This is a genomic window from Dactylosporangium sp. NPDC049140 (assembly GCF_040648435.1).
In genome coordinates, this window is record NZ_JBEZDS010000004.1 from 220,327 (window position 1) to 237,243 (window position 16,917).

General features: G+C 75.4%; 19 protein-coding genes. 11 read left to right on the top strand and 8 right to left on the bottom strand.

The genetic code is table 11. The annotated features are described in order from the left end of the window. Positions 1-62: 62 nt before the first annotated feature. Positions 63-3,311 carry a helix-turn-helix transcriptional regulator gene (locus AB0B76_RS09935; protein ID WP_360372351.1) on the bottom strand — a complete coding sequence of 1,083 codons (3,249 nt, stop codon included), beginning with the start codon at positions 3,309-3,311 and terminating at the stop codon, positions 63-65. A 47-nt stretch (positions 3,312-3,358) separates the two neighbouring features. Continuing rightward, positions 3,359-3,640, bottom strand: a complete 282-nt coding sequence (locus AB0B76_RS09940; protein WP_360372354.1) for an STAS domain-containing protein — start codon at positions 3,638-3,640, stop codon at positions 3,359-3,361. Positions 3,641-3,772: 132 nt separating this feature from the next. Here AB0B76_RS09940 and AB0B76_RS09945 point away from each other — a divergent pair, with 132 nt between their 5' ends. The 3 genes from AB0B76_RS09945 to AB0B76_RS09955 are packed head-to-tail and all read left to right on the top strand — an operon-like array spanning position 3,773 to position 6,353. After that, complete coding sequence (locus AB0B76_RS09945) at positions 3,773-4,444, top strand: response regulator transcription factor (protein WP_360372357.1); 672 nt, start codon at positions 3,773-3,775, stop codon at positions 4,442-4,444. Next, positions 4,441-5,805: a HAMP domain-containing sensor histidine kinase gene (locus AB0B76_RS09950; RefSeq protein WP_360372360.1), complete on the top strand. Its 1,365-nt coding sequence runs from the start codon at positions 4,441-4,443 to the stop codon at positions 5,803-5,805. Before AB0B76_RS09945 ends, AB0B76_RS09950 begins: the two co-directional genes overlap by 4 nt. Continuing rightward, positions 5,802-6,353, top strand: a complete 552-nt coding sequence (locus AB0B76_RS09955) for a GerMN domain-containing protein (RefSeq protein WP_360372363.1) — start codon at positions 5,802-5,804, stop codon at positions 6,351-6,353. The genes AB0B76_RS09950 and AB0B76_RS09955 overlap by 4 nt, the downstream gene beginning before the upstream one ends. On the opposite strand, the gene AB0B76_RS09960 is transcribed toward AB0B76_RS09955, so the two are convergent. After that, the gene (locus AB0B76_RS09960) at positions 6,350-6,772 is read right to left on the bottom strand and encodes a response regulator (RefSeq protein ID WP_360372366.1); all 423 of its coding nucleotides are present in this window, start codon (positions 6,770-6,772) and stop codon (positions 6,350-6,352) included. The two genes, AB0B76_RS09955 and AB0B76_RS09960, sit on opposite strands and share 4 nt — an antisense overlap. Before the next feature lie 122 nt (positions 6,773-6,894). Here AB0B76_RS09960 and AB0B76_RS09965 point away from each other — a divergent pair, with 122 nt between their 5' ends. Further along, positions 6,895-7,425, top strand: coding sequence for a MarR family transcriptional regulator (locus tag AB0B76_RS09965; protein WP_360372369.1), 531 nt, complete (start codon positions 6,895-6,897; stop codon positions 7,423-7,425). On the opposite strand, the gene AB0B76_RS09970 is transcribed toward AB0B76_RS09965, so the two are convergent. Next, complete coding sequence (locus AB0B76_RS09970; protein ID WP_360372372.1) at positions 7,418-8,635, bottom strand: benzoate/H(+) symporter BenE family transporter; 1,218 nt, start codon at positions 8,633-8,635, stop codon at positions 7,418-7,420. The genes AB0B76_RS09965 and AB0B76_RS09970 overlap by 8 nt on opposite strands. Before the next feature lie 52 nt (positions 8,636-8,687). On the opposite strand from AB0B76_RS09970, the gene AB0B76_RS09975 reads away from it, so the two are divergent. After that, complete coding sequence (locus AB0B76_RS09975; protein ID WP_360372375.1) at positions 8,688-9,245, top strand: XRE family transcriptional regulator; 558 nt, start codon at positions 8,688-8,690, stop codon at positions 9,243-9,245. Between the two features lie 25 nt (positions 9,246-9,270). On the opposite strand, the gene AB0B76_RS09980 is transcribed toward AB0B76_RS09975, so the two are convergent. Next, positions 9,271-9,762 (bottom strand): NUDIX domain-containing protein, encoded by a 492-nt coding sequence (locus AB0B76_RS09980; RefSeq protein WP_360372736.1) that lies wholly within the window; start codon positions 9,760-9,762, stop codon positions 9,271-9,273. Positions 9,763-9,819: 57 nt separating this feature from the next. On the opposite strand from AB0B76_RS09980, the gene AB0B76_RS09985 reads away from it, so the two are divergent. Next, a complete protein-coding gene (locus AB0B76_RS09985) occupies positions 9,820-10,617 on the top strand; it encodes a hypothetical protein (protein ID WP_360372378.1) in 798 nt (265 codons plus the stop codon). Positions 10,618-10,641: 24 nt separating this feature from the next. Here the strand turns inward: AB0B76_RS09985 and AB0B76_RS09990 are convergent, their stop codons facing one another. Continuing rightward, complete coding sequence (locus tag AB0B76_RS09990) at positions 10,642-10,851, bottom strand: hypothetical protein (RefSeq protein WP_360372381.1); 210 nt, start codon at positions 10,849-10,851, stop codon at positions 10,642-10,644. On the opposite strand from AB0B76_RS09990, the gene AB0B76_RS09995 reads away from it, so the two are divergent. The 4 genes from AB0B76_RS09995 to AB0B76_RS10010 all read left to right on the top strand — a co-directional run bounded on the left by AB0B76_RS09995 (position 10,844) and on the right by AB0B76_RS10010 (position 15,316). Next, positions 10,844-11,035 carry a hypothetical protein gene (locus tag AB0B76_RS09995; RefSeq protein WP_360372384.1) on the top strand — a complete coding sequence of 64 codons (192 nt, stop codon included), beginning with the start codon at positions 10,844-10,846 and terminating at the stop codon, positions 11,033-11,035. The genes AB0B76_RS09990 and AB0B76_RS09995 overlap by 8 nt on opposite strands. Positions 11,036-11,105: 70 nt before the next feature. Continuing rightward, positions 11,106-11,447: a hypothetical protein gene (locus AB0B76_RS10000; protein ID WP_360372387.1), complete on the top strand. Its 342-nt coding sequence runs from the start codon at positions 11,106-11,108 to the stop codon at positions 11,445-11,447. A 206-nt stretch (positions 11,448-11,653) separates the two neighbouring features. Beyond that, positions 11,654-14,560 (top strand): tetratricopeptide repeat protein, encoded by a 2,907-nt coding sequence (locus tag AB0B76_RS10005; protein WP_360372390.1) that lies wholly within the window; start codon positions 11,654-11,656, stop codon positions 14,558-14,560. 9 nt (positions 14,561-14,569) lie between these two features. Further along, positions 14,570-15,316 (top strand): hypothetical protein, encoded by a 747-nt coding sequence (locus tag AB0B76_RS10010; protein WP_360372393.1) that lies wholly within the window; start codon positions 14,570-14,572, stop codon positions 15,314-15,316. A 1-nt stretch (position 15,317) separates the two neighbouring features. On the opposite strand, the gene AB0B76_RS10015 is transcribed toward AB0B76_RS10010, so the two are convergent. After that, the gene (locus AB0B76_RS10015; RefSeq protein ID WP_360372396.1) at positions 15,318-15,629 is read right to left on the bottom strand and encodes an antibiotic biosynthesis monooxygenase family protein; all 312 of its coding nucleotides are present in this window, start codon (positions 15,627-15,629) and stop codon (positions 15,318-15,320) included. A gap of 76 nt (positions 15,630-15,705) precedes the next feature. Between AB0B76_RS10015 and AB0B76_RS10020 the strand changes: the two genes are divergently transcribed. Further along, positions 15,706-16,248, top strand: a complete 543-nt coding sequence (locus AB0B76_RS10020) for a helix-turn-helix domain-containing protein (protein WP_360372399.1) — start codon at positions 15,706-15,708, stop codon at positions 16,246-16,248. Positions 16,249-16,273: 25 nt separating this feature from the next. Here the strand turns inward: AB0B76_RS10020 and AB0B76_RS10025 are convergent, their stop codons facing one another. Further along, positions 16,274-16,900, bottom strand: a complete 627-nt coding sequence (locus tag AB0B76_RS10025; protein WP_360372402.1) for a TetR/AcrR family transcriptional regulator — start codon at positions 16,898-16,900, stop codon at positions 16,274-16,276. Between the last annotated feature and the right edge of the window lie 17 nt (positions 16,901-16,917).

Consider the following 16,917-nt stretch of genomic DNA (forward strand, 5'->3'; position numbering starts at 1 on the left):
TGTGTTGTGCATCGAAGCCTGCCGATCGCGGGCGCGGCCCCGCATCGGCGAAATCGCCGGTGTCAGGACATGACGCGGGCCAGTTCCGTGCGCGAGCGCACCCCGAGGCGCACGAAGATGTTGCGCAGGTGGTGGTCGACGGTCCGCGGGCTCACGAACAGCGCGGCGGCGATCTCGCGGTTGGTCGCCCCGCCGGCCACGAGCCGGGCGATGCGGGCCTGCTGCGCGGTGAGCGCGGGCCCCACGGCGGCCCCGGCCGGCTCGACGTGGTCACCGGCGGCGCGCAGCTCGGCCGCGGCCCGGCGCACCCAGGGCCCGGCGTCGTACCGCTCGAACGTCGCCAGGGCGCTACGCAGATGCTCCCGGGCCGCGGCGGGGCGTCGGCGGCGGCGGAGCTCCTCGCCGTACAGCAGCTCGGTGCGCGCCCCCGGGAACGCCGAGTCGCCGGCCAGGTGCAGCCGCAGCGCCTCCCGGAAGTGCGCGTCGGCCTCGTCGTCGCCGCCCGCCAGCAGCCCGTGGCAGCGCGCCGACAGCGCCAGCCAGGTCGGGTTCGCGGTGGCCGTGGCCCACAGGTCGTAGGCGGCGAGGACCTGGTGGGCGGGCCCGTGGTCACCGCCGCGCACGACGGCCTCCACCAGGGTCGGAATGGCCGGCACCTGTACCCCCAGATGCCCCCGCCCCACCGCGGTGCGCATGACCCCCCACAGCCGCCCGGCCGCGTCGGCATGCCGCCCGTCGGCCACGTCGACCAGGCTCGCCGCCCACACGCACATGGCCCGCGCCTGGCTGTCGACGTCACCCCCGGCCCGGGCCCGGCACCGGCGTACCCAGTGCCGGCAGCCCTCGCCGTCGCCGAGCATCCCCGCCATCACGGCGAGCAGCCCGCAGCAGTTGTCGGCGACCGCGTCCTGCCCGGTCGCCGCGGCGAGCCGCAGCCCCTCACCGGCGGTCGCGGCGGCGAGGTCGAGGTCGCCCAGCGCCAGCGCGGCGGTCGCGGCCACCTCGTGGGCGAGCGGCTCGATGGCCCGGTCCCCGACGCCGCGGGCGAGCCGCCCCGCCCGTACCGCCAGCCGGTGCGCGTCCTCGTCCCGCCCGGCCACGATCCCGGCCCAGGCCGCCCGCACGAGCGCGGCCGGGTCGGCGGACCCTTCGGCGAGCGCGACGGCCCGCCGCAACGGCCCGGCGGCCGCGGCCGGATCGCCGGCGTACCCGGCGGCCACCCCCGCGAGCTGCTCGAACAGCAGCTCCTCGTCCGGTGTGGGCGGCGGCCCGGCGCGCAGGAGAACGGCGCGCCGGGCCACCTCGGCGTAGCGGTCGTGACGCCCGGCCGCCCCGAGCGCCTCCCCGGCGAGCACGAGCGCGCGCAGGGCCCGCCGCCCGGGCAGCCGCGCGGCCGCGGCGAGCAGCGTGTGCAGCGCGTCCCCGTGCGCGCCGGTGCGCAGCTCGACCTCGCCGAGCAGCAGTTCCCGTTCCGCGTGCAGCGCCGGCGGTACCGCGGGCGCGAACACGGCGCGCAACAGCAGCCGCGCCCGGTGCGGCTCGCCCCCGCGCCACGCGAGCCGGGCCGCCCCGAGCGTCCACGCGGCGGCCTTGGCGGGGTCGGTGGTGAGCTCGGCCGCCCGCTCCAGCGCCGCCACCCCGATGGGGTCGCCCCCGGCCGCCTCGCCGCCCCGCAGGGCCTCGGCGGCGGCCGGCGGCGCGGTGACTGGATCGTCGCCGGTGGCGGCGGGTGTGCGGGCTTCAGCGCGGGCGGCGGCCGGCGTGTCGGCTTCGGCGGTGGCGGGTGTCGGTGCGGCGATGGGTGCGCTGGCGGCGGTGGTGGCGGCCCTGGTGGCGGCGGCGCTGGTGGCGGCGGTGGCGGTGGCGGTGGTTGCGGGTGTGTGGGCGGCGGCGGTGGCGGTGGTGGCGGTGGTTGCGGGTGTGTGGGCGCCGGCGGCGGTGGCGGTGGTTGCGGGTGTGTGGGCGCCGGCGGCGGTGGCGAGTTCGGTGGCCAGGGCGTCGTCCGGGCCGGTGGCGGTCGCGGCGCGGTGCAGGGCGGCCTCGCGGCGGTCCGGGGCCAGGGCGGCCAGGCGGCGGTGGGCGGCATGGCGCTCGGCGAGGTCGGCCTCGGCGTAGACGACCTCGGCGAACAGGGGCGGCACGAAGCGGGCGCGGCCGTCCTCCACCTGGATGAGCTCCGCGTGCTCGGCCGGGGCCAGGTCGGCCGGCGGGTGACCGGCGGCCGGCAGCAGCGCGGCCGGGCACGAGGTTCCGTCCGCGGTCACCCGGGCGGCCGCGGCGGCCAGGATCAGGGCCTGCCGGGTCGGCGGGGGCAGGGTGCGCAGGACCGCCCGGTACTCGCGGCGCAGCCCGCCCTCCCTCAGCGGCGTCGACGGCGGGGCGGCCTCGCCGCGGCGCTGTTCCCCGGAGAGCGCCGCGGCCAGCTCGGCCAGGGCGCGCGGGTTGCCCCCGGCGCGCGCGGCGAGCACCCCGGCCACGTCGCCGGCGAGGCCGGGGACCGCGTCGGTCAGCAGGTACCGGCTCTCGCGCCGGTCCAGCGGCCCCAGCCGGCGGCGGGGGAGCCCGGCGAGCGCGGCCTCGGCGGCGGCCGCGCCCGGGGCGTCGCGCAGCGCGAACACCAGCGCGATGCGTTCGCGCCCGGCCCGCCGCGCGGCCACGGCGAGGGCGTCGAGCGAGGGCCGGTCGAGCGCGTGCGCGTCGTCGACGAGCACCAGGACCGGGGCCGCCCGGCGCAGCGCGGCGAGCACCGCCAGGCCCGCGGCGAGCCGGTCGGGCCCGGGTCCGCGGTGCGGGTCGGGCCCAAGGCCGCGGTGCAGGTCGGGCCCAAGGCCGCGGTGCGGGTCGGGCCCAGGCCCGCGGTGCAGGTCGGGCCCAAGGCCGCGGTGCGGGTCGGGCCCGGGCCCGCGGTGCAGGTCGGGCCCAAGGCCGCGGTGCGGGTCGGGCCCGGGTCCGCGGTGCGGGTCGGGTCCAAGGCCGCGGTGCGGGTCGGTTCCGGGTCCGCGGTGCGGCTCGGCGGGGTAGCGCAGCCCGGCGAGCAACCGGTGGAGCGCGGCCAACGGCAGCGCGGACTCGGCGTGGCACCCGGTCACGGCCAGCACGGTCACCGCGGATGCGCCGGGGGCGTCCGTAGCGGGTCCAGCGGCCTCGGACAGGGCCGCCAGCAGGGCGGTGCGCCCGATCCCCGGCGGGCCGGCCAGCACCAGGGCGCCCCCGTGGCCCTCCACGGCGCCCGCGAGCAGGGCCGTGGCGGCGGCCAGATCGTCGTCCCGGGCCCGGAGACGAACTTTCTGCACGGTCGATGCAACAACCATGCCGCTCAGTGTTACGCGCGAGTAACGCGCGGGGAAGGGTGTTCGCGCTATTGCACGTGCAGGACGTTGTTCACGCGGGCCAGGCGCAGCGTGCGGGTCACCCGCGGGCCCGGGGAGCGCAGGGTCAGCCGCCCGCCCGCGGCGAACATGCGCCGGTGCACGTCGAGCAGCAGGCCGATCGCGGCCGCGTCGACGAACGGGCACTCCATGAGGTCGACGACCAGGTTGTCCGGGCCCAGGTCGACGGCCTCGTGCAAGAGGGCGGCGAAGCGCGGTACCGATGCCGCGTCCAGCTCCTCGTTGATCACGATCTCGATCACGCCGGTCATAGGGCCAGCGTCCGGCGTCGATGTGGCGGGGCCTTGCCGGATCCGTGACGGTTGTATGACTTCGGCCGTGAGCGGCCCCGCCAGGGGCGGGCCAGGTGGTCGCGCGCGGCCCGCGGGCGGCATGATGCCCGTATGGCAGGCGTGCTGGTGATCGAGGACGACGACCGGATCCGGCTCTCTCTGGCGCTGGCGCTGGAGGACGAGGGGTACGCGGTCCGCGGCGCCGCGAGCGCGGAGGAGGGGCTCGTCGCACAGCGGGAGGAGCCCGCCGACACGGTGCTTGTCGACCTGATGCTGCCCGGCGTCGACGGGTTCGAGTGCATCCGGCAGCTGCGCCGGGGCGACGACGTGCCGATCGTGGTCATCAGCGCGCGCGACGACACCCACGACATCGTCGCCGCGCTCGAGGCCGGCGCCGACGACTACCTGGTCAAGCCGGTCGCGGTGAAGGAGCTCTCGGCCCGGCTGCGGGCGCTGCGCCGGCGCGGGCGCACCGTGCAGGCGATGGCGAGCCTGGTCTTCGGCGACATGGAGATCCTGCCCGGGGCCGGCGAGGTGCGCATCGCGGGCGAGCCCGTCGCGGTGACGCGCACCGAGTTCCGGCTGCTGTGCGAGCTGGCTGAGCACGCCGGGCAGGTGCTGAGCCGCCAGCAGCTGCTGCAGCGGGTGTGGGAGTACGAGATCGGCGACGAGCGGCTCGTGGACGTACACGTCGGGCGGCTGCGGCAGAAGATCGAACAGGACTCCAAGTCGCCGCGGTACCTCGTGACCGTGCGCGGCATGGGGTACAAGCTGCAGCGATGACCCGGCTGCGGCTGGGGCTGCGCACCCGGGTCGTCGCCGGGTTCGCGGCCGGCGCGCTGACCCTGTCGGCGTCGATGGCCCTGGTGTCGTACGAGGTCACGCGCAGCGAGCTCATCAGCGGCCGGGAGCGCGCGGCGGTACGGTCGGCGACCTTCGACGCGCGGGTCGTCGCGGCCGGGCTGAACACCGACCGGCCCGACATCGGCGGCATGCTGCGCACCCTCGACACCGGCGGCAACCGGCGGGTCCTCGTGTTCCACCTGGGTGGCTGGTACTCGCGCAGCGCCGACACCGGCGCCGCGACCGCCGTGCCGCAGAGCCTCCAGCGCCTGGTCGGCCAGCGCGGCCAGGGCATCCAGCGGACCCGCGTCGACGGCGAGCCGGCCGTGATCGTGGGCATCCTGCTGACGCCGGCGACGGCGCTGTACGAGATCGACTACCTGCGCGAGCTGGATCAGACCCTGCGCACCATCGGCTGGGTGCTGGTCCTGGTCGCCTCCGCCGTCGCCGCGGCCGGGGCGGGCCTGGGCTGGTACGCCACCCGCTACGTCCTGCGCCCCCTGCGCTCGGTCGCCGCCGCCGCCCAGGGCATCACCGCCGGCGACCTCACCGCCCGCCTCGACCCCGCCACCGACCCGGACCTGCAGCCGCTGTCCGCCTCGTTCAACGAGATGGTCGACCAGCTGTCCCGGCGCATCGAGCGGGACCGCCGCTTCGCCGCCGACGTCTCCCACGAGCTGCGCTCGCCGCTGCAGACCCTGGCCGCGTCGGCGAGCGTGCTGGAGCGCCGCCGGGACCGCCTGGACGAGCGCACCGCCATGGCGGCCGGCCTGGTCGTGGCCGAGCTGGCCCGGTTCCAGTCGCTCGTCGACGACCTGCTGGAGCTGGCCCGCGGCGACCTCCCGGCCCAGCTCGAGCCGGTCGACGCCGGCGAGCTGGCCCGCCGCGCGGTGCAGCGCCGCGGCCTCGACCCGGCGATCGTGGACGCGCCCGGGCCCGAGGCCGAGAGCCCGCGCTGGACCGTCGACCCGCGCCGCATCGAGCAGGTGCTGGTGAACCTGATCGACAACGCGGTCACCCACGGCGGCGGGCCGGTCGCGGTGCGGGTCGAGACGGCGGGCGCCGACGGCGTGATCGAGGTCGACGACGACGGGCCCGGCGTCAGCGCGGCCGACCGCGAGGTGATCTTCGACCGGTTCGTGCGGGGCCGCTCGGCCGGGGCCCGCGGCAACGACACCGGGACCGGGCTGGGCCTGTCGCTGGTCGCCCAGCACGTGGCCGCCCACGGGGGGCGCGTGCGCGTGCTGGACCGGCCCGGGGGCGGCGCGCGGTTCCGGATCGAGCTGCCGGGGGTACGGTGAGATCCCGTTTCCTGTTCGTCACCCTCGGCGTCCTGGCGCTGAGCGGCTGCGGCGTGCCCACCGACCGGGACCCGCGGCCGATCGAGCCCTCGGTGACGATCGGCTCCTACGAGGGGCCGATGGCGGCGGCGTCGCCCGGCGCGTTCGTGGAGCGGCTGTTCCTGGTGCGCGACAACCAGCTGGTACCCGTCGACCGGCGGGTGGAGGCGGTACCGTCGCCCCAGCGCCACCTCGAGGACCTCGTCACCGGGCCGACCCCGCAGGAGCGCGGCGCCGGGCTCGACAGCGCGCTCGCCGGCACGTCGTACATCACCGGCGTGCGGCTGATCAACGGCACCGCGGTCGTGGGGCTGGCCGTCGACAACCCGATCCGCAACGACGAGACGCTCGCCTACGGCCAGATCGTGTGCACCCTGGCGGCCCGCGCCGACATCGTGGCCGTGCAGTTCGCGCAGGCCGGGCGGACGATGGAGGTGCCACGCGCCGACGGCGCCCTGACCAGCGAGCCGCTGACCGAGGCCGACTACGAGAGCCTGATAGCGGGTTAGCCGGCGCGGCCGACGACGATGCTGAACTGGTCGACGCCCTGGATCAGGCGGGCCAGCTGCGCGAAGTCGACCGGCTTGCGGAAGTAGAACTCGGCCGGCACCCCGAAGTCGCGCAGCATCTGCTCCTCCAGCGGCGAGCCGGTCAGCACGACGACGGTCAGCTCGGCCAGGTCCGGGTTGCCCAGCACCCGGTCGAGCACCACGCGCCCGTCGACGCCGGGCAGGTTGAGGTCGAGCAGCAGGATGTCGGGGCGGGGCGCACCGGCGTGGGCGCCGCGGCGCTCCAGGTAGTCGATCGCCTCTAGGCCGTCGCCGAGCACGGTGAGCGGGTTGCGCACGCGGTGTGCGCGGAACTCGTCGACCGTGTACGCCACGTCGCCCGCGTCGTCCTCGACCAGCAGGATGTGCGCGAGGTCCATGAGCTCCTCAGACTTGCCAGGGTGCAACAATTCGAGATCACCATAATGCACGTGCGGGGCCGGAATCCACCGGCCTGGGGCAAGGGTCCGCGTGCGGCCGGTGCTCGTGCAACGATTGCGCCGTGACAACGACCGACCCGCTCGTCGAGGCGCTGCTGGCGGTGAGCCGCGGCATGGTCGCGCTCGCCGCGCGCAACCTCGCGGCGCTGGGGGCCGATGTGACGCTGCCGCAGTACCGTGCGCTGGTCGTACTGGCCGGCTCCGGGCCCCAGCGCAGCGCGGAGCTGGCCCGCGAGCTCGGCGTGGCCCCGTCGACCCTGACGCGCATGTGCGACCGGCTGGTACGCAAGGCGCTGGTGCACCGCTTCCACCGGCACAACGACCGCCGCTCGATCTGGCTGGGCCTGACCCCGCAGGGGCGCGACGTCGTGGGCATGGTGATGCGGGCCCGCCGCCACGAGCTGGAGACGATCGTGCGCTCCGCGGGCCTCACGCCGACGCCGCGCGACCTGGCCCTGCTGCACGCCATCGTGCGCGCCTCGGGCGAGCTGCCCGACGAGGAGTGGTGGCGGCGCTGGGAGGTCTCGGCCGACCCGGTGGACGGCGCGCAGCTCATGCGCACGAACCGCCTCGCGCCGGGCATGCTCAACTGACCTTCGCGCCCGCGCCGACGGCCGGCTCCGGTTCGGGTACGACAGCGGGCTCCGGCGTGTTCCGCCGGTGCAGCAGCAGGGCCGTCAGGCCGCCCGCCAGCAGGCCCCAGAAGGCCGGGCCGATGCCGAGGATCGTGGTGCCCGACGCGGTCACCACGAACGTGACGACCGCGGCCTCGCGCCCCTGCGCCTCGGTCACCGCCGAGGCCAGCGACGAGCCCAGCGCCGGCAGCAGCGCCAGCCCCGCCACCGCCACGACCAGGATCGGCGGCGACAGCAGCACGAACGCCGTGGCCAGCGACGCGCCCAGGCCGAGCGCGAGCTGGCCGCCGCCCAGCGCGACGGTCGCGATCCAGCGGCGGCGCGGGTCCGGGTGGGTGTCGGGGCCGGCGGTGAGGGCGGCGGTGATCGCGGCCAGGTTCACCGCGTGGCCGCCGAAGGGGGCCGTGAGCGCGCTGGCCGCGCCGGTGGCGACGAGCAGCGGGCGCAGGGGCGGGGTGTAGCCGTACGTGGCCAGGACCGCCATGCCGGGGACGTTCTGGGCGGCCATGGTCACCAGGAACAGCGGGATCGCCAGGCTCACGACCACGGAGAGGTTGAGCGTGGGGGCGGTCAGGATCGGGGCGGGGCGCAGCTCGGCGCCGGACAGGGAGCCGCCGGGGCCGTGCACGGCGATCGCCACGACGGCCGCGAGCAGGGCGCCCGGCACCGCCCACGGCCGGGCGAAACGGAAGAGGACCGCCCAGGTCAGCACGATCGGGGTGGCCAGCAGCGGCAGGTCGGCCATCGCCCGCACCGGGGCCAGGCACAGGCTCAGGATCACCCCGGCGAGCATGGCGCCGGCGATCGGGCGCGGGATGGCGGCGATCGCCCGGGCCAGCCCGGGCACCAGCCCGGCGAGGACCATGAGCGCGGCGCTGACCAGGAACGCGCCGACCGCCGCCGGGAAGCCGCCCGGCACCGGGCCGGTCGCCGCGAGCAGGGCCGCGCCCGGGGTCGACCAGGCGATGGCGATCGGCATCCGGTACCGCACCCCGAGCACGATCGCCGTGACCCCGATCGCCACGCACACGGCGAGCAGCCCCGAGGCGGCCTGGGCCGGGCTCGCCCCGACGGCCCGCAGTCCGGCGAGCACGACGGTGAACGAGCTCGCGTACCCGACGAGCGCGCTCACCAGCCCGGCGAGCACGGTCGGAAGCCACTGGCGCATCAGTTCGGGCCCTTCGCCGATCGTTCCGTAAACGGAACGCAACAATAGCCACATGAGCGCGCAGGGATCAAGCCGCCCGACGGCCGACGCGGCCGTGGGGGAGCGGCTGCGGCGGATGCGGGAGGCGCGCGGCTACTCGCTGTCGGCGCTGGCGCGGGCGGCCGGCATCGGCAAGGCCACGCTGTCCGGCCTGGAGCACGGCACGCGCAACCCGACCCTGGAGACGCTCTACGCCGTGGCGGGGGCTCTGGGGGTACCGCTGACGGCTCTTGTCCTGAAGCCCGGGGATCCGCCGGCCGCGGCGGTGGACGTTCGCGGCGCGGCCGTCACCGCGACGCTGCTCGAGGTCTTCGACGAGCCTGGGGCGACCTTCGAGCTGTTCTGGATGCGGGTGCGACCGGGCGTGGCGCAGCACTCGCCGGCGCACGCGCGCGGGGTGACCGAGCACATCACGGTGTACGGCGGGGTGCTGCGTGCCGGGCCCGAGGACGCGCCGCTGGCCGCCGGGCCGGGCGAGCACGTGACCTTCCCGGCCGACGTGCCGCACGTCTACGAGGCCGGCGGCCCGGACGAGGTCGTGGCCAACCTGCTGATCAGGTCGCCCCGCTGACCCCCGGCCGCCGTGCCGGCCAGGGTCAGGTGGCCGTGCCGGGCCGGGACCACGGGCCGGGGCCGTCGGGCTCGGTCAGCGCCGCGATCACCGCGGCCAGCTCCGGCGGCTCGAGCCGGTCGGGCAGCGCGGCCAGGCCGGCCGCGTCGGCCCACACGTGGTCGTGCAGGCTCGCCTCCTCCTCCGGCAGCAGCCCCGTGCGCACCAGCTCCGGGCGCTCGGCGGCGAAGCGCGCGAGGAAGAACTGCTCGGGGCCGACCGTGTGGCGCCCGTCCCACCAGAGGTCCCGCTCGACATCGACGCAGCGGTCAAGCACCGCACCGCCGTCGAGCCCGGTCTCCTCGCCGAGCTCCCGCCGGGCCGCGTCGAGCGGCGACTCGCCGGGGTCGATCCCCCCGCCGGGCGGCTCCCACAGCCACGAGCCGTCGCCGGGATCCTTCCAATGCAGCAGCAGTACCCGCTGAGCCGCGTCCAGGCACACCACCCGCGCGGCCGGCCGGCGCCGGGGCTCCTCGATCTCCACGCCGAGACCCTACCGGTCCCGGGCGGGCGCGGTCGCGTACGCTGCCGGTAAGTGACGCTCCTGCTGAAGTTGCTGCTCGCGCCGCTGCTCGTCGTCGCCTCCTCGCTCGCCGGCCGCCGCTGGGGCGCCCAGGTCTCCGGGGTCCTCGTCGCCCTCCCGATCGTGGCCGGGCCGATCCTGCTCATCGCCGCCCTCGACCACGGCCCCGCGTTCGGCGCCCGGGCCGCCGCCTCCGCCCTGCTCGGCCTGGTCTCGCTGGCCCTGTTCGTCGCCGTCTTCGGCCGCGCCGCGCAACGGCTGCGCTGGGCCGCCGCGCTCGCCGTGGCCTGGGCGGCCTGCCTCGCCGCCGACGCCCTGCTGGCCCTGGTACGGGTGCCGCCGCTGCTGGCCGCGCCCCTCGTGCTGGCCGCCGCCGGGCTCGCCGCCCGCGCCCTGCCGCCGGGAGCGCCGCCGCCCGCCCCGGCGGTCGTGACGCGGCCTCCCTGGTGGGACCTGCCCGCCCGGGCCCTCGCCACCGCCGCGCTCGTGCTCACCGTCACCGGCGCCGCCGCGGCCATCGGGCCCGCCGCGACCGGGGTGCTCGCGCCGTTCCCGATCGCGACAAGCGTCGTGGCCGCGTTCGCGCTCGCCCACGACGGCCCCGCCGGCGCCGTGCGCATGCTGCGCGGCGTCCCCGGCGGCCTGGTCGGCTTCACCGTCTTCTGCCTGCTGGTGGCGCTGCTGGTCGAGCCCATGGGCACGTACGCGGCGTTCGCCCTCGCGCTCGCCGTGACCCTCGCGGTGCAGGTGGCGACCCTCGTGGCGCTGGGCCGGCGGCGGCCGGCGCCCGTGGCCGCCCCATTGCCGTAAAACGAACATTTGCCGCTTTCCCCGTCATATTCTGTGCCCAGCGCGGGTGATCAAGGGGTGAACCGGATGCAGGATCAGCTCATCTTCGGCGCCGGCCGGCTGCTGTGTGCGCTGCCGCTCGCCGCCGTCGTCGCGACCGTGCGGCCGCTGCCGGTGCAGCCCGTCGCCGGTGGGGGCGGGGCCCTGCTCGGCGTGGCCGTCGTGCGCGGGGGCGGCGGTGCCGGTCGTGGACACCGCGACGCCGCTCGGCGACCCGGGCGCCGTGCCGAGCCGGTTCGTCACCGTGGAGACGCCCGCCGGCACCGTCGCGTTCGCCACCGGGCCGGTGCGCGGCGTGCGCGCCGTCCTCCGCTCGGCCGCGTGGGCCGAGCGCGAACCCGGCCGCGGCGCGACGTTCTCCTTCACCCTGACCGCCTGAGGCCCGCCCGCGTGTCCGTCCGGCAACTGGACACAGCCTGCGACAATCACCCGGTGGCCACGGACAAGGGATGATCACCGTGAATGAAGCCGAGATCATCGCTGCGGCGCTGCGGGCCGGTGCAACCGCGGCAGCGAATCAAGTCGCCGACGACGAAGTCGTCGAGGCCTACAACGCCCTGCGGACCGCGCTGACCGGAGCCGCCCAGGATCATGAGATCCTGGCCGCCGCTCAGCGCCTGTTGCGGCTCGCCTATCCCGTCGGCCGGCCGAGCGCTCAGCAGCCACGCCCGATCGCCCCCGCGTTGCACATCGGCACGAGCTACGGTCCGGCCGCCGCCTCCATGACCGGCCCGGTCACGGTCGACTTCGGCGACAAGGCGCATGTCCCCCCAGTGTCACCGACGGTGTAGCGGGGCCTTCCACCGTCGAAGGTCAGCCGGCAGGCCCCAGCAATGAGGAAGCGAGCGGCGACTGGGCCGCGGGTGTCACCATCCGCGCCAACTACGGACTTGCCGGCGTTTTCCACAATGTCTCCTACCAGGATCGGCGACCGGTCGAGTGGCCGGTCATGGTCGGGTTCGTGCCGCGGCTGGCCGAACGGCGCCTGAATCGGCCGGTGGATGACCGATTTGCCGCGGCGATGGACGGCGGACCGGACGGCGAGGTCGTAGCACCGCAGGTCCTGGTCGGTCTGGGAGGCATCGGCAAGACGCAGGTCGCCGCCAACCTTGCCCACCGGTGGTGGGACGCCCGCCGGGTCGACCTGCTGGTCTGGGTGAACGCGGCCGGTCGCAGCGATGTGCTGACCCGCTACGCAACCGCCTTGGAGCAGGTCACCGGACTCGTCAACGCCGACGTCGAGGACGGCTCCCAGCGACTGCTCGCCTGGCTCACCACCACCGACAGGACCTGGCTCATCGTCCTGGACGACGTGAGCGACCCGAACGACCTCACCAACCTCTGGCCGCCCGCCACCCCGACCGGACGCACCGTGGTGACGACGCGCCGTCGCGACCACGCCATGGCCGCCGGGCGGCATGCCATCGAGCTCGACGTGTTCACCGGCGACGAGGCGGCGGTCTACCTGCGCAGCAAGCTTGCCGAGCTGCCCGACTGCCTCGACGACGTCGAGCGCCTGGCGGCGGACCTGGGCTTCCTGCCGCTCGCCCTCGCACAGGCGGCCGCGTACATCCTCGACTGGGGGGCCCGCATGCCGTGCAGCCGGTACCGCGGCCGCCTGCGTGACCAGCGGCGGCGACTTGCCGATCTCGCTCCGATCGCGCTGCCCGACCAGCATCGCGACACCGTCGCGGCAACCTGGTCGCTGTCCATCGAACGGGCCCAGGAACTCGTGCCGGTCGGGCTGGCCCGGCCGGTCCTGGAGATCGCAGCACTGCTCGATCCCGGCCACGTCCCGGTCGACCTCTTCATGACCAGCGCACTGGCCGGCCATCTCGGCAGCAGCCTCGGGCGGCTGATCGACACCGAAGACGTCGAGGAGGCGCTGCACCTGTTGCACCGCTTCTCACTCGTCGCCGTCGGCGGGGCCTCGACGCAGGTGCACAACCTCGTCCAGCGGGCGGTCCGGGACGCGGCCGACCCGATGAGCGTGGACGGCCATGCGCGAGCGGCCGCCGACGCCCTCTTCGAGCTGTGGCCCGCGGTCGAACTCGACGCGAACCATGCGCAGGCCTTGCGGGCCAACGTCGACGCCCTCCAGCAGCATGCCCGCCACGCACTTGTGCGTCCTCAGGTTCATCGCATTCTCCTGATGGCCGCGCAGAGTCTCGGCGAGGTGGGCCTCGTCCAGCAGGCGCTGCGCGCCGCCGAACAGCTCTACAACGACTGCACGCCGATTCTCGGACCCGATCACCCCGACACCCTGGCCGCCCGCGGTAACCTCGCACGCTGGCAGGGCGAGGCCGGCGACACGGCGGCGGCAGCAGCGGCGTTCGAACGGTTGCTCCCGGATGTTGAACGCGTCCTCGGACCCGAGCACCCGTACACCCTGGCGACCCGGGGACACCTCGCGCGCTGGCGGGGCAAGTCGGGGAACCCGGGCGGTGCCCTTTTCCTGTACGGGCATCTCCTGGCCGATCAGCGTCGCCTCCTCGGGCCGGACCACCTCGACACGCTGAGCACCCGCTACGGCCACGCACATTGGCTGGGCGAAGCCGGGGACCGGGACGGTGCCGTGGCCGCGTTCGAGGCCCTCCTGATCGACGTGGTCCGGATCTTCGGCACCGCGCACCGTAACGCGCTGATCATCCGCGGAGGCCTCGCGCACTCGCGGGGAGAGGCGGGCGCCGCCGCCGCCGCGGCTGCCGCCTACGAAAGTCTGCTCACGGCCCTGCAACGCATCGTCGGACCGGACCACCCCGCCGCCCTGACCGCGCGCAACAACGTTGCGCGCTGGAGCGGCGCCGCCGGCGATGCCGTCGCTGCGGTCGGCGCGTACGACCTGCTGCTGCGCGATGTCCAGCGCATCCTCGGGGCCGAGCATCGGGACACCCTGACCACCTGGGCGAACCTGGGACATTGGCGCCGTGAGACCGGCGACTACACCGGCGCGGCCGGCGCGTACCGGGAGCTGCGGTCCGCCGCCGCTCGATCGCTCGGCCCCGATCACCGTACGACGCTGGACGCCCTGGCCGAGCTCGCGCGCTGCCACAGCGCCGCCGACGACCTGCCGGGCGCCGAAGACCTCTATGGGCAACTCCTCGCCCAGCAACTGCGTGTGCGCGGGCCGGACCACCGGGACACATTCGCCGCCCGCGCCGGTCTCGCCGACATCCGTTCCCGAATGGGCGATACGGCCGGAGCGATGGCTCTGTACACCCAACTGGTCACCGACCTGTCCCGGGCGGCCGGCCCCGACGACCCGTCCACCCTGGTCGCGCGGAGCAACCTGGCCGACGTCATCGGCAGATCCGGCGACGCGACCGGAGCGCTCGCCGTCTACGAAGCACTCCTCGCCGACCAGCGCCGCCTGCTCGGTCACGACGCGCTTGATGTCCTGCTCACGTCGGCCAACGTCGCGAACTGGCGGGGCGAGTCCGGCGACGCCGAAGGAGCCGCCGCCGACCTGCAGGCACTGCTGCCCCATTTCGTGGCCAAGGGCGGTCCGGAGGATCTGTTGACGACGGTCAACATACGTAACATCGCGTACTGGCGGGAACGAGCCGGTGCCCCCGAGGATGCCGTGGCCGCCCTGCGGCAACTTGTCGAGAGCCAGCTGGCAACGCTCGGGCCCGACCATCCCGACACCCTGGACTCGCGGGCCCGGTTGGCGCACTGGCGCGGCATGGCCGGCGACCCGTCACTGGCGGTGGCGTCCTACCGGCGACTGCTGGCCGACTACATGAAGATCTTTGGCGCCGAGCATCCCGGCGTGCTGCAGGCCCGAGCAAACCTCGCGCACTGGCAGGGCCAGGCGGGTGAGCCCGCAACGGCGGACGCCGCCTACGAGGAACGGGAGGCCCTGATCGATGACGGGCCGGATTCGCAACCGCCGGTGCGCTAGGCTCCGCCGGTGCCCGGCCCCAACGACGCCCTCGCCGCCGTCCTCGAGCGCGGCCGGCCCGCCGACGAGGCCGACGCCCTCCTCGCCGCCCTGGTCGACGGCGGCGTCTACGTGCCGATCGACGACCAGGGCTCGGTGGTCTTCATCGGCGTCGACGACACCGGCCCGGTGCTGCCGGGCTACACCAGCGAGGCCGTCTGCGAGCGGTGGCTGCCCGCCACGGCCGGCTCCGTGTTCTGCGACGCGCTGCGGCTGCTCGACATCTCCGGGCACACGGGCGTCGAGACGCTCGCCGTGTTCGCCGCCGAGCAGTGGGCGAAGGTCCCGCTGCCCCTCGTCGCCGCGACGCTGCGCGGGCGGGGACTGCGCACCCAGGGCGAGCAGACGCTGCGCCTGACGTGGTCGACGCACCCGGTGGCCGTGGCCCTGCGCGGCGCGTTCGCGGCGCGGATCCTGGCGCACCCGACGGTGCGGACCGTGTGGATCGCGCACGCGCGGTGGACCGAGTCCGGCAACGAGCACCTCATGGTCCAGATGGCGGTCGAGGAGGGCGCGCGGTCCGCGGCGCAGGAACTGCTGGAGGCGGTACTCGCGCAGGACGTTGCGCTCGGCCCGGAGTCCCCGGGCCTCGCGCTGCGCGTGCTCGAGCCGGACGAGGCGGATCAGGCGGCCGAGCTGGACCGGCTGGGCCTGGACACCGTGCGCCCCGACCACGCCGCGGGCCGCGTACACATCGTGTCCCGCGAGTTCGGCTGAACTATGCGGCGCTGACCCCGTGCAGGTACTCGACCTGGCCGTATGAGCCTTCCGGCGGCCCGGCCAGCCGGGACATCACGCGGCCGGTGGCGGCCACGACGGCGTCGGAGCGGGTGCCCGTGTCGTGGGCGGCCTTGTCCGTCCAGATCTGCACGACCCAGATCGTGTCGGGGTCGTCGAGGGCCGCGTTGACGCTGCACCACTCGAGGCCGGGAATGCCGAGGCGCAGCACGTCGCGGAAACGCTCGATGAGCACCTCCCGCTCGCCCGGCCGGGCGGTCATCCGCCCGTAGACGCTGAATCGGTCGAGCATGACACCTCCGTCTCGTAATGAGACATCAGTGTCTTAAGAAGAGAGTGTACTGTCAACCGCCCGGTACGATCCGACCATGAGCCTGCGGGACCGCACCGCCGCCGCGATCATCGACAGCGCCGCCGCGCTCATGGCCGAAGCGGGCGGCGCCGCCAGCATGAACGAGATCGCGAGCGCCGCCGGGGTCAGCCGCGCCACGCTCTACCGCTACTTTCCCAACCGCGAGGCGTTGCTGCAGGCCATGGCCGCGACAAGCATCGAGGAGCTGGCGGCGCGCATCGCCGACGCGGATCTTCGGGGCATCCCCGTCGAGCAGGCCGTCGCCCGCCTCGCGCGCGGGTTCATCGCCGTCGGCAGCAAGTACACCGCGCTGGTCGGTCATCAACGTACCGACGACCACCCCGATGCCGAGACCCGGCTGACGGAGCCGGTGCGCGCCCTCTTCCGGCGGGGCATCGCCGACGGCTCGCTGCGGGCCGACCTCGGCCCCGAGCTGCTGACCGAGCTGTTCAGCGGCCTCGTCAAGGCGGCCCTCGAGATGACCGCCGGCGGGCGGATGGGCCCCGAGGAGGCCTCCGCGGCCGTCATCGCGGTGTTCCTGGACGGAACGCGCGGGTAGCGCGGGTCCGGGCCGCCGGCCGCCGTCAGCGCTTGGCGGCGCCGGGCGTGGGGCCGTACACCAGGCGAAGTATCGCGTCGGTAAGCGTGTCGAGCAGTTCGTCCTCGTCGTAGGCGCCCGGGTTGGCGTAGACGTCGGCGAACGTGATGCTGCGCAGGTTGACGGCCATCTTGGCGATCAGGTCGGGCGGCCCGCCCACCGTCCGGCCGGCCCGCGCGTCGCGCTCGATGCGCGTGCTGAACAGCGTGCAGCCCTCGTCGACCAGGCGGTCGCGCACGTGCATCACCTCGGGCCCCGGGTCGGGCGTGATGAACGCCTCGCGCAGCCAGCGCCCGTCGGCCTTCCACCGGGCCAGCCCCGCGGCCAGCCCGCGGCGCAGGGCCCCCCGGTCGAGCCCGTCGGAGGCGAGCCACTCGGCCATCTCCAGGTCGGCCTCGGCGAGCCGCTGGTCGACGAGCGCGGCGAGCAGCGCCTGCTTGGACTCGAAGTAGAAGTAGAAGCCGGAGCGCGCGATGCCGGCCGCCCCGGCCAGATCGTCGATCGTGACCTGGCTGATCGACTTGCTCCGGAAGACGTCCCGCGCGGCGTCGATCAGGGCCTGCTCCCGCTGGTCGCCCTTGGTGGGGGCGCGGCGGCTCTTGATGGCTGGCACAGCGTCGACTTTACAGT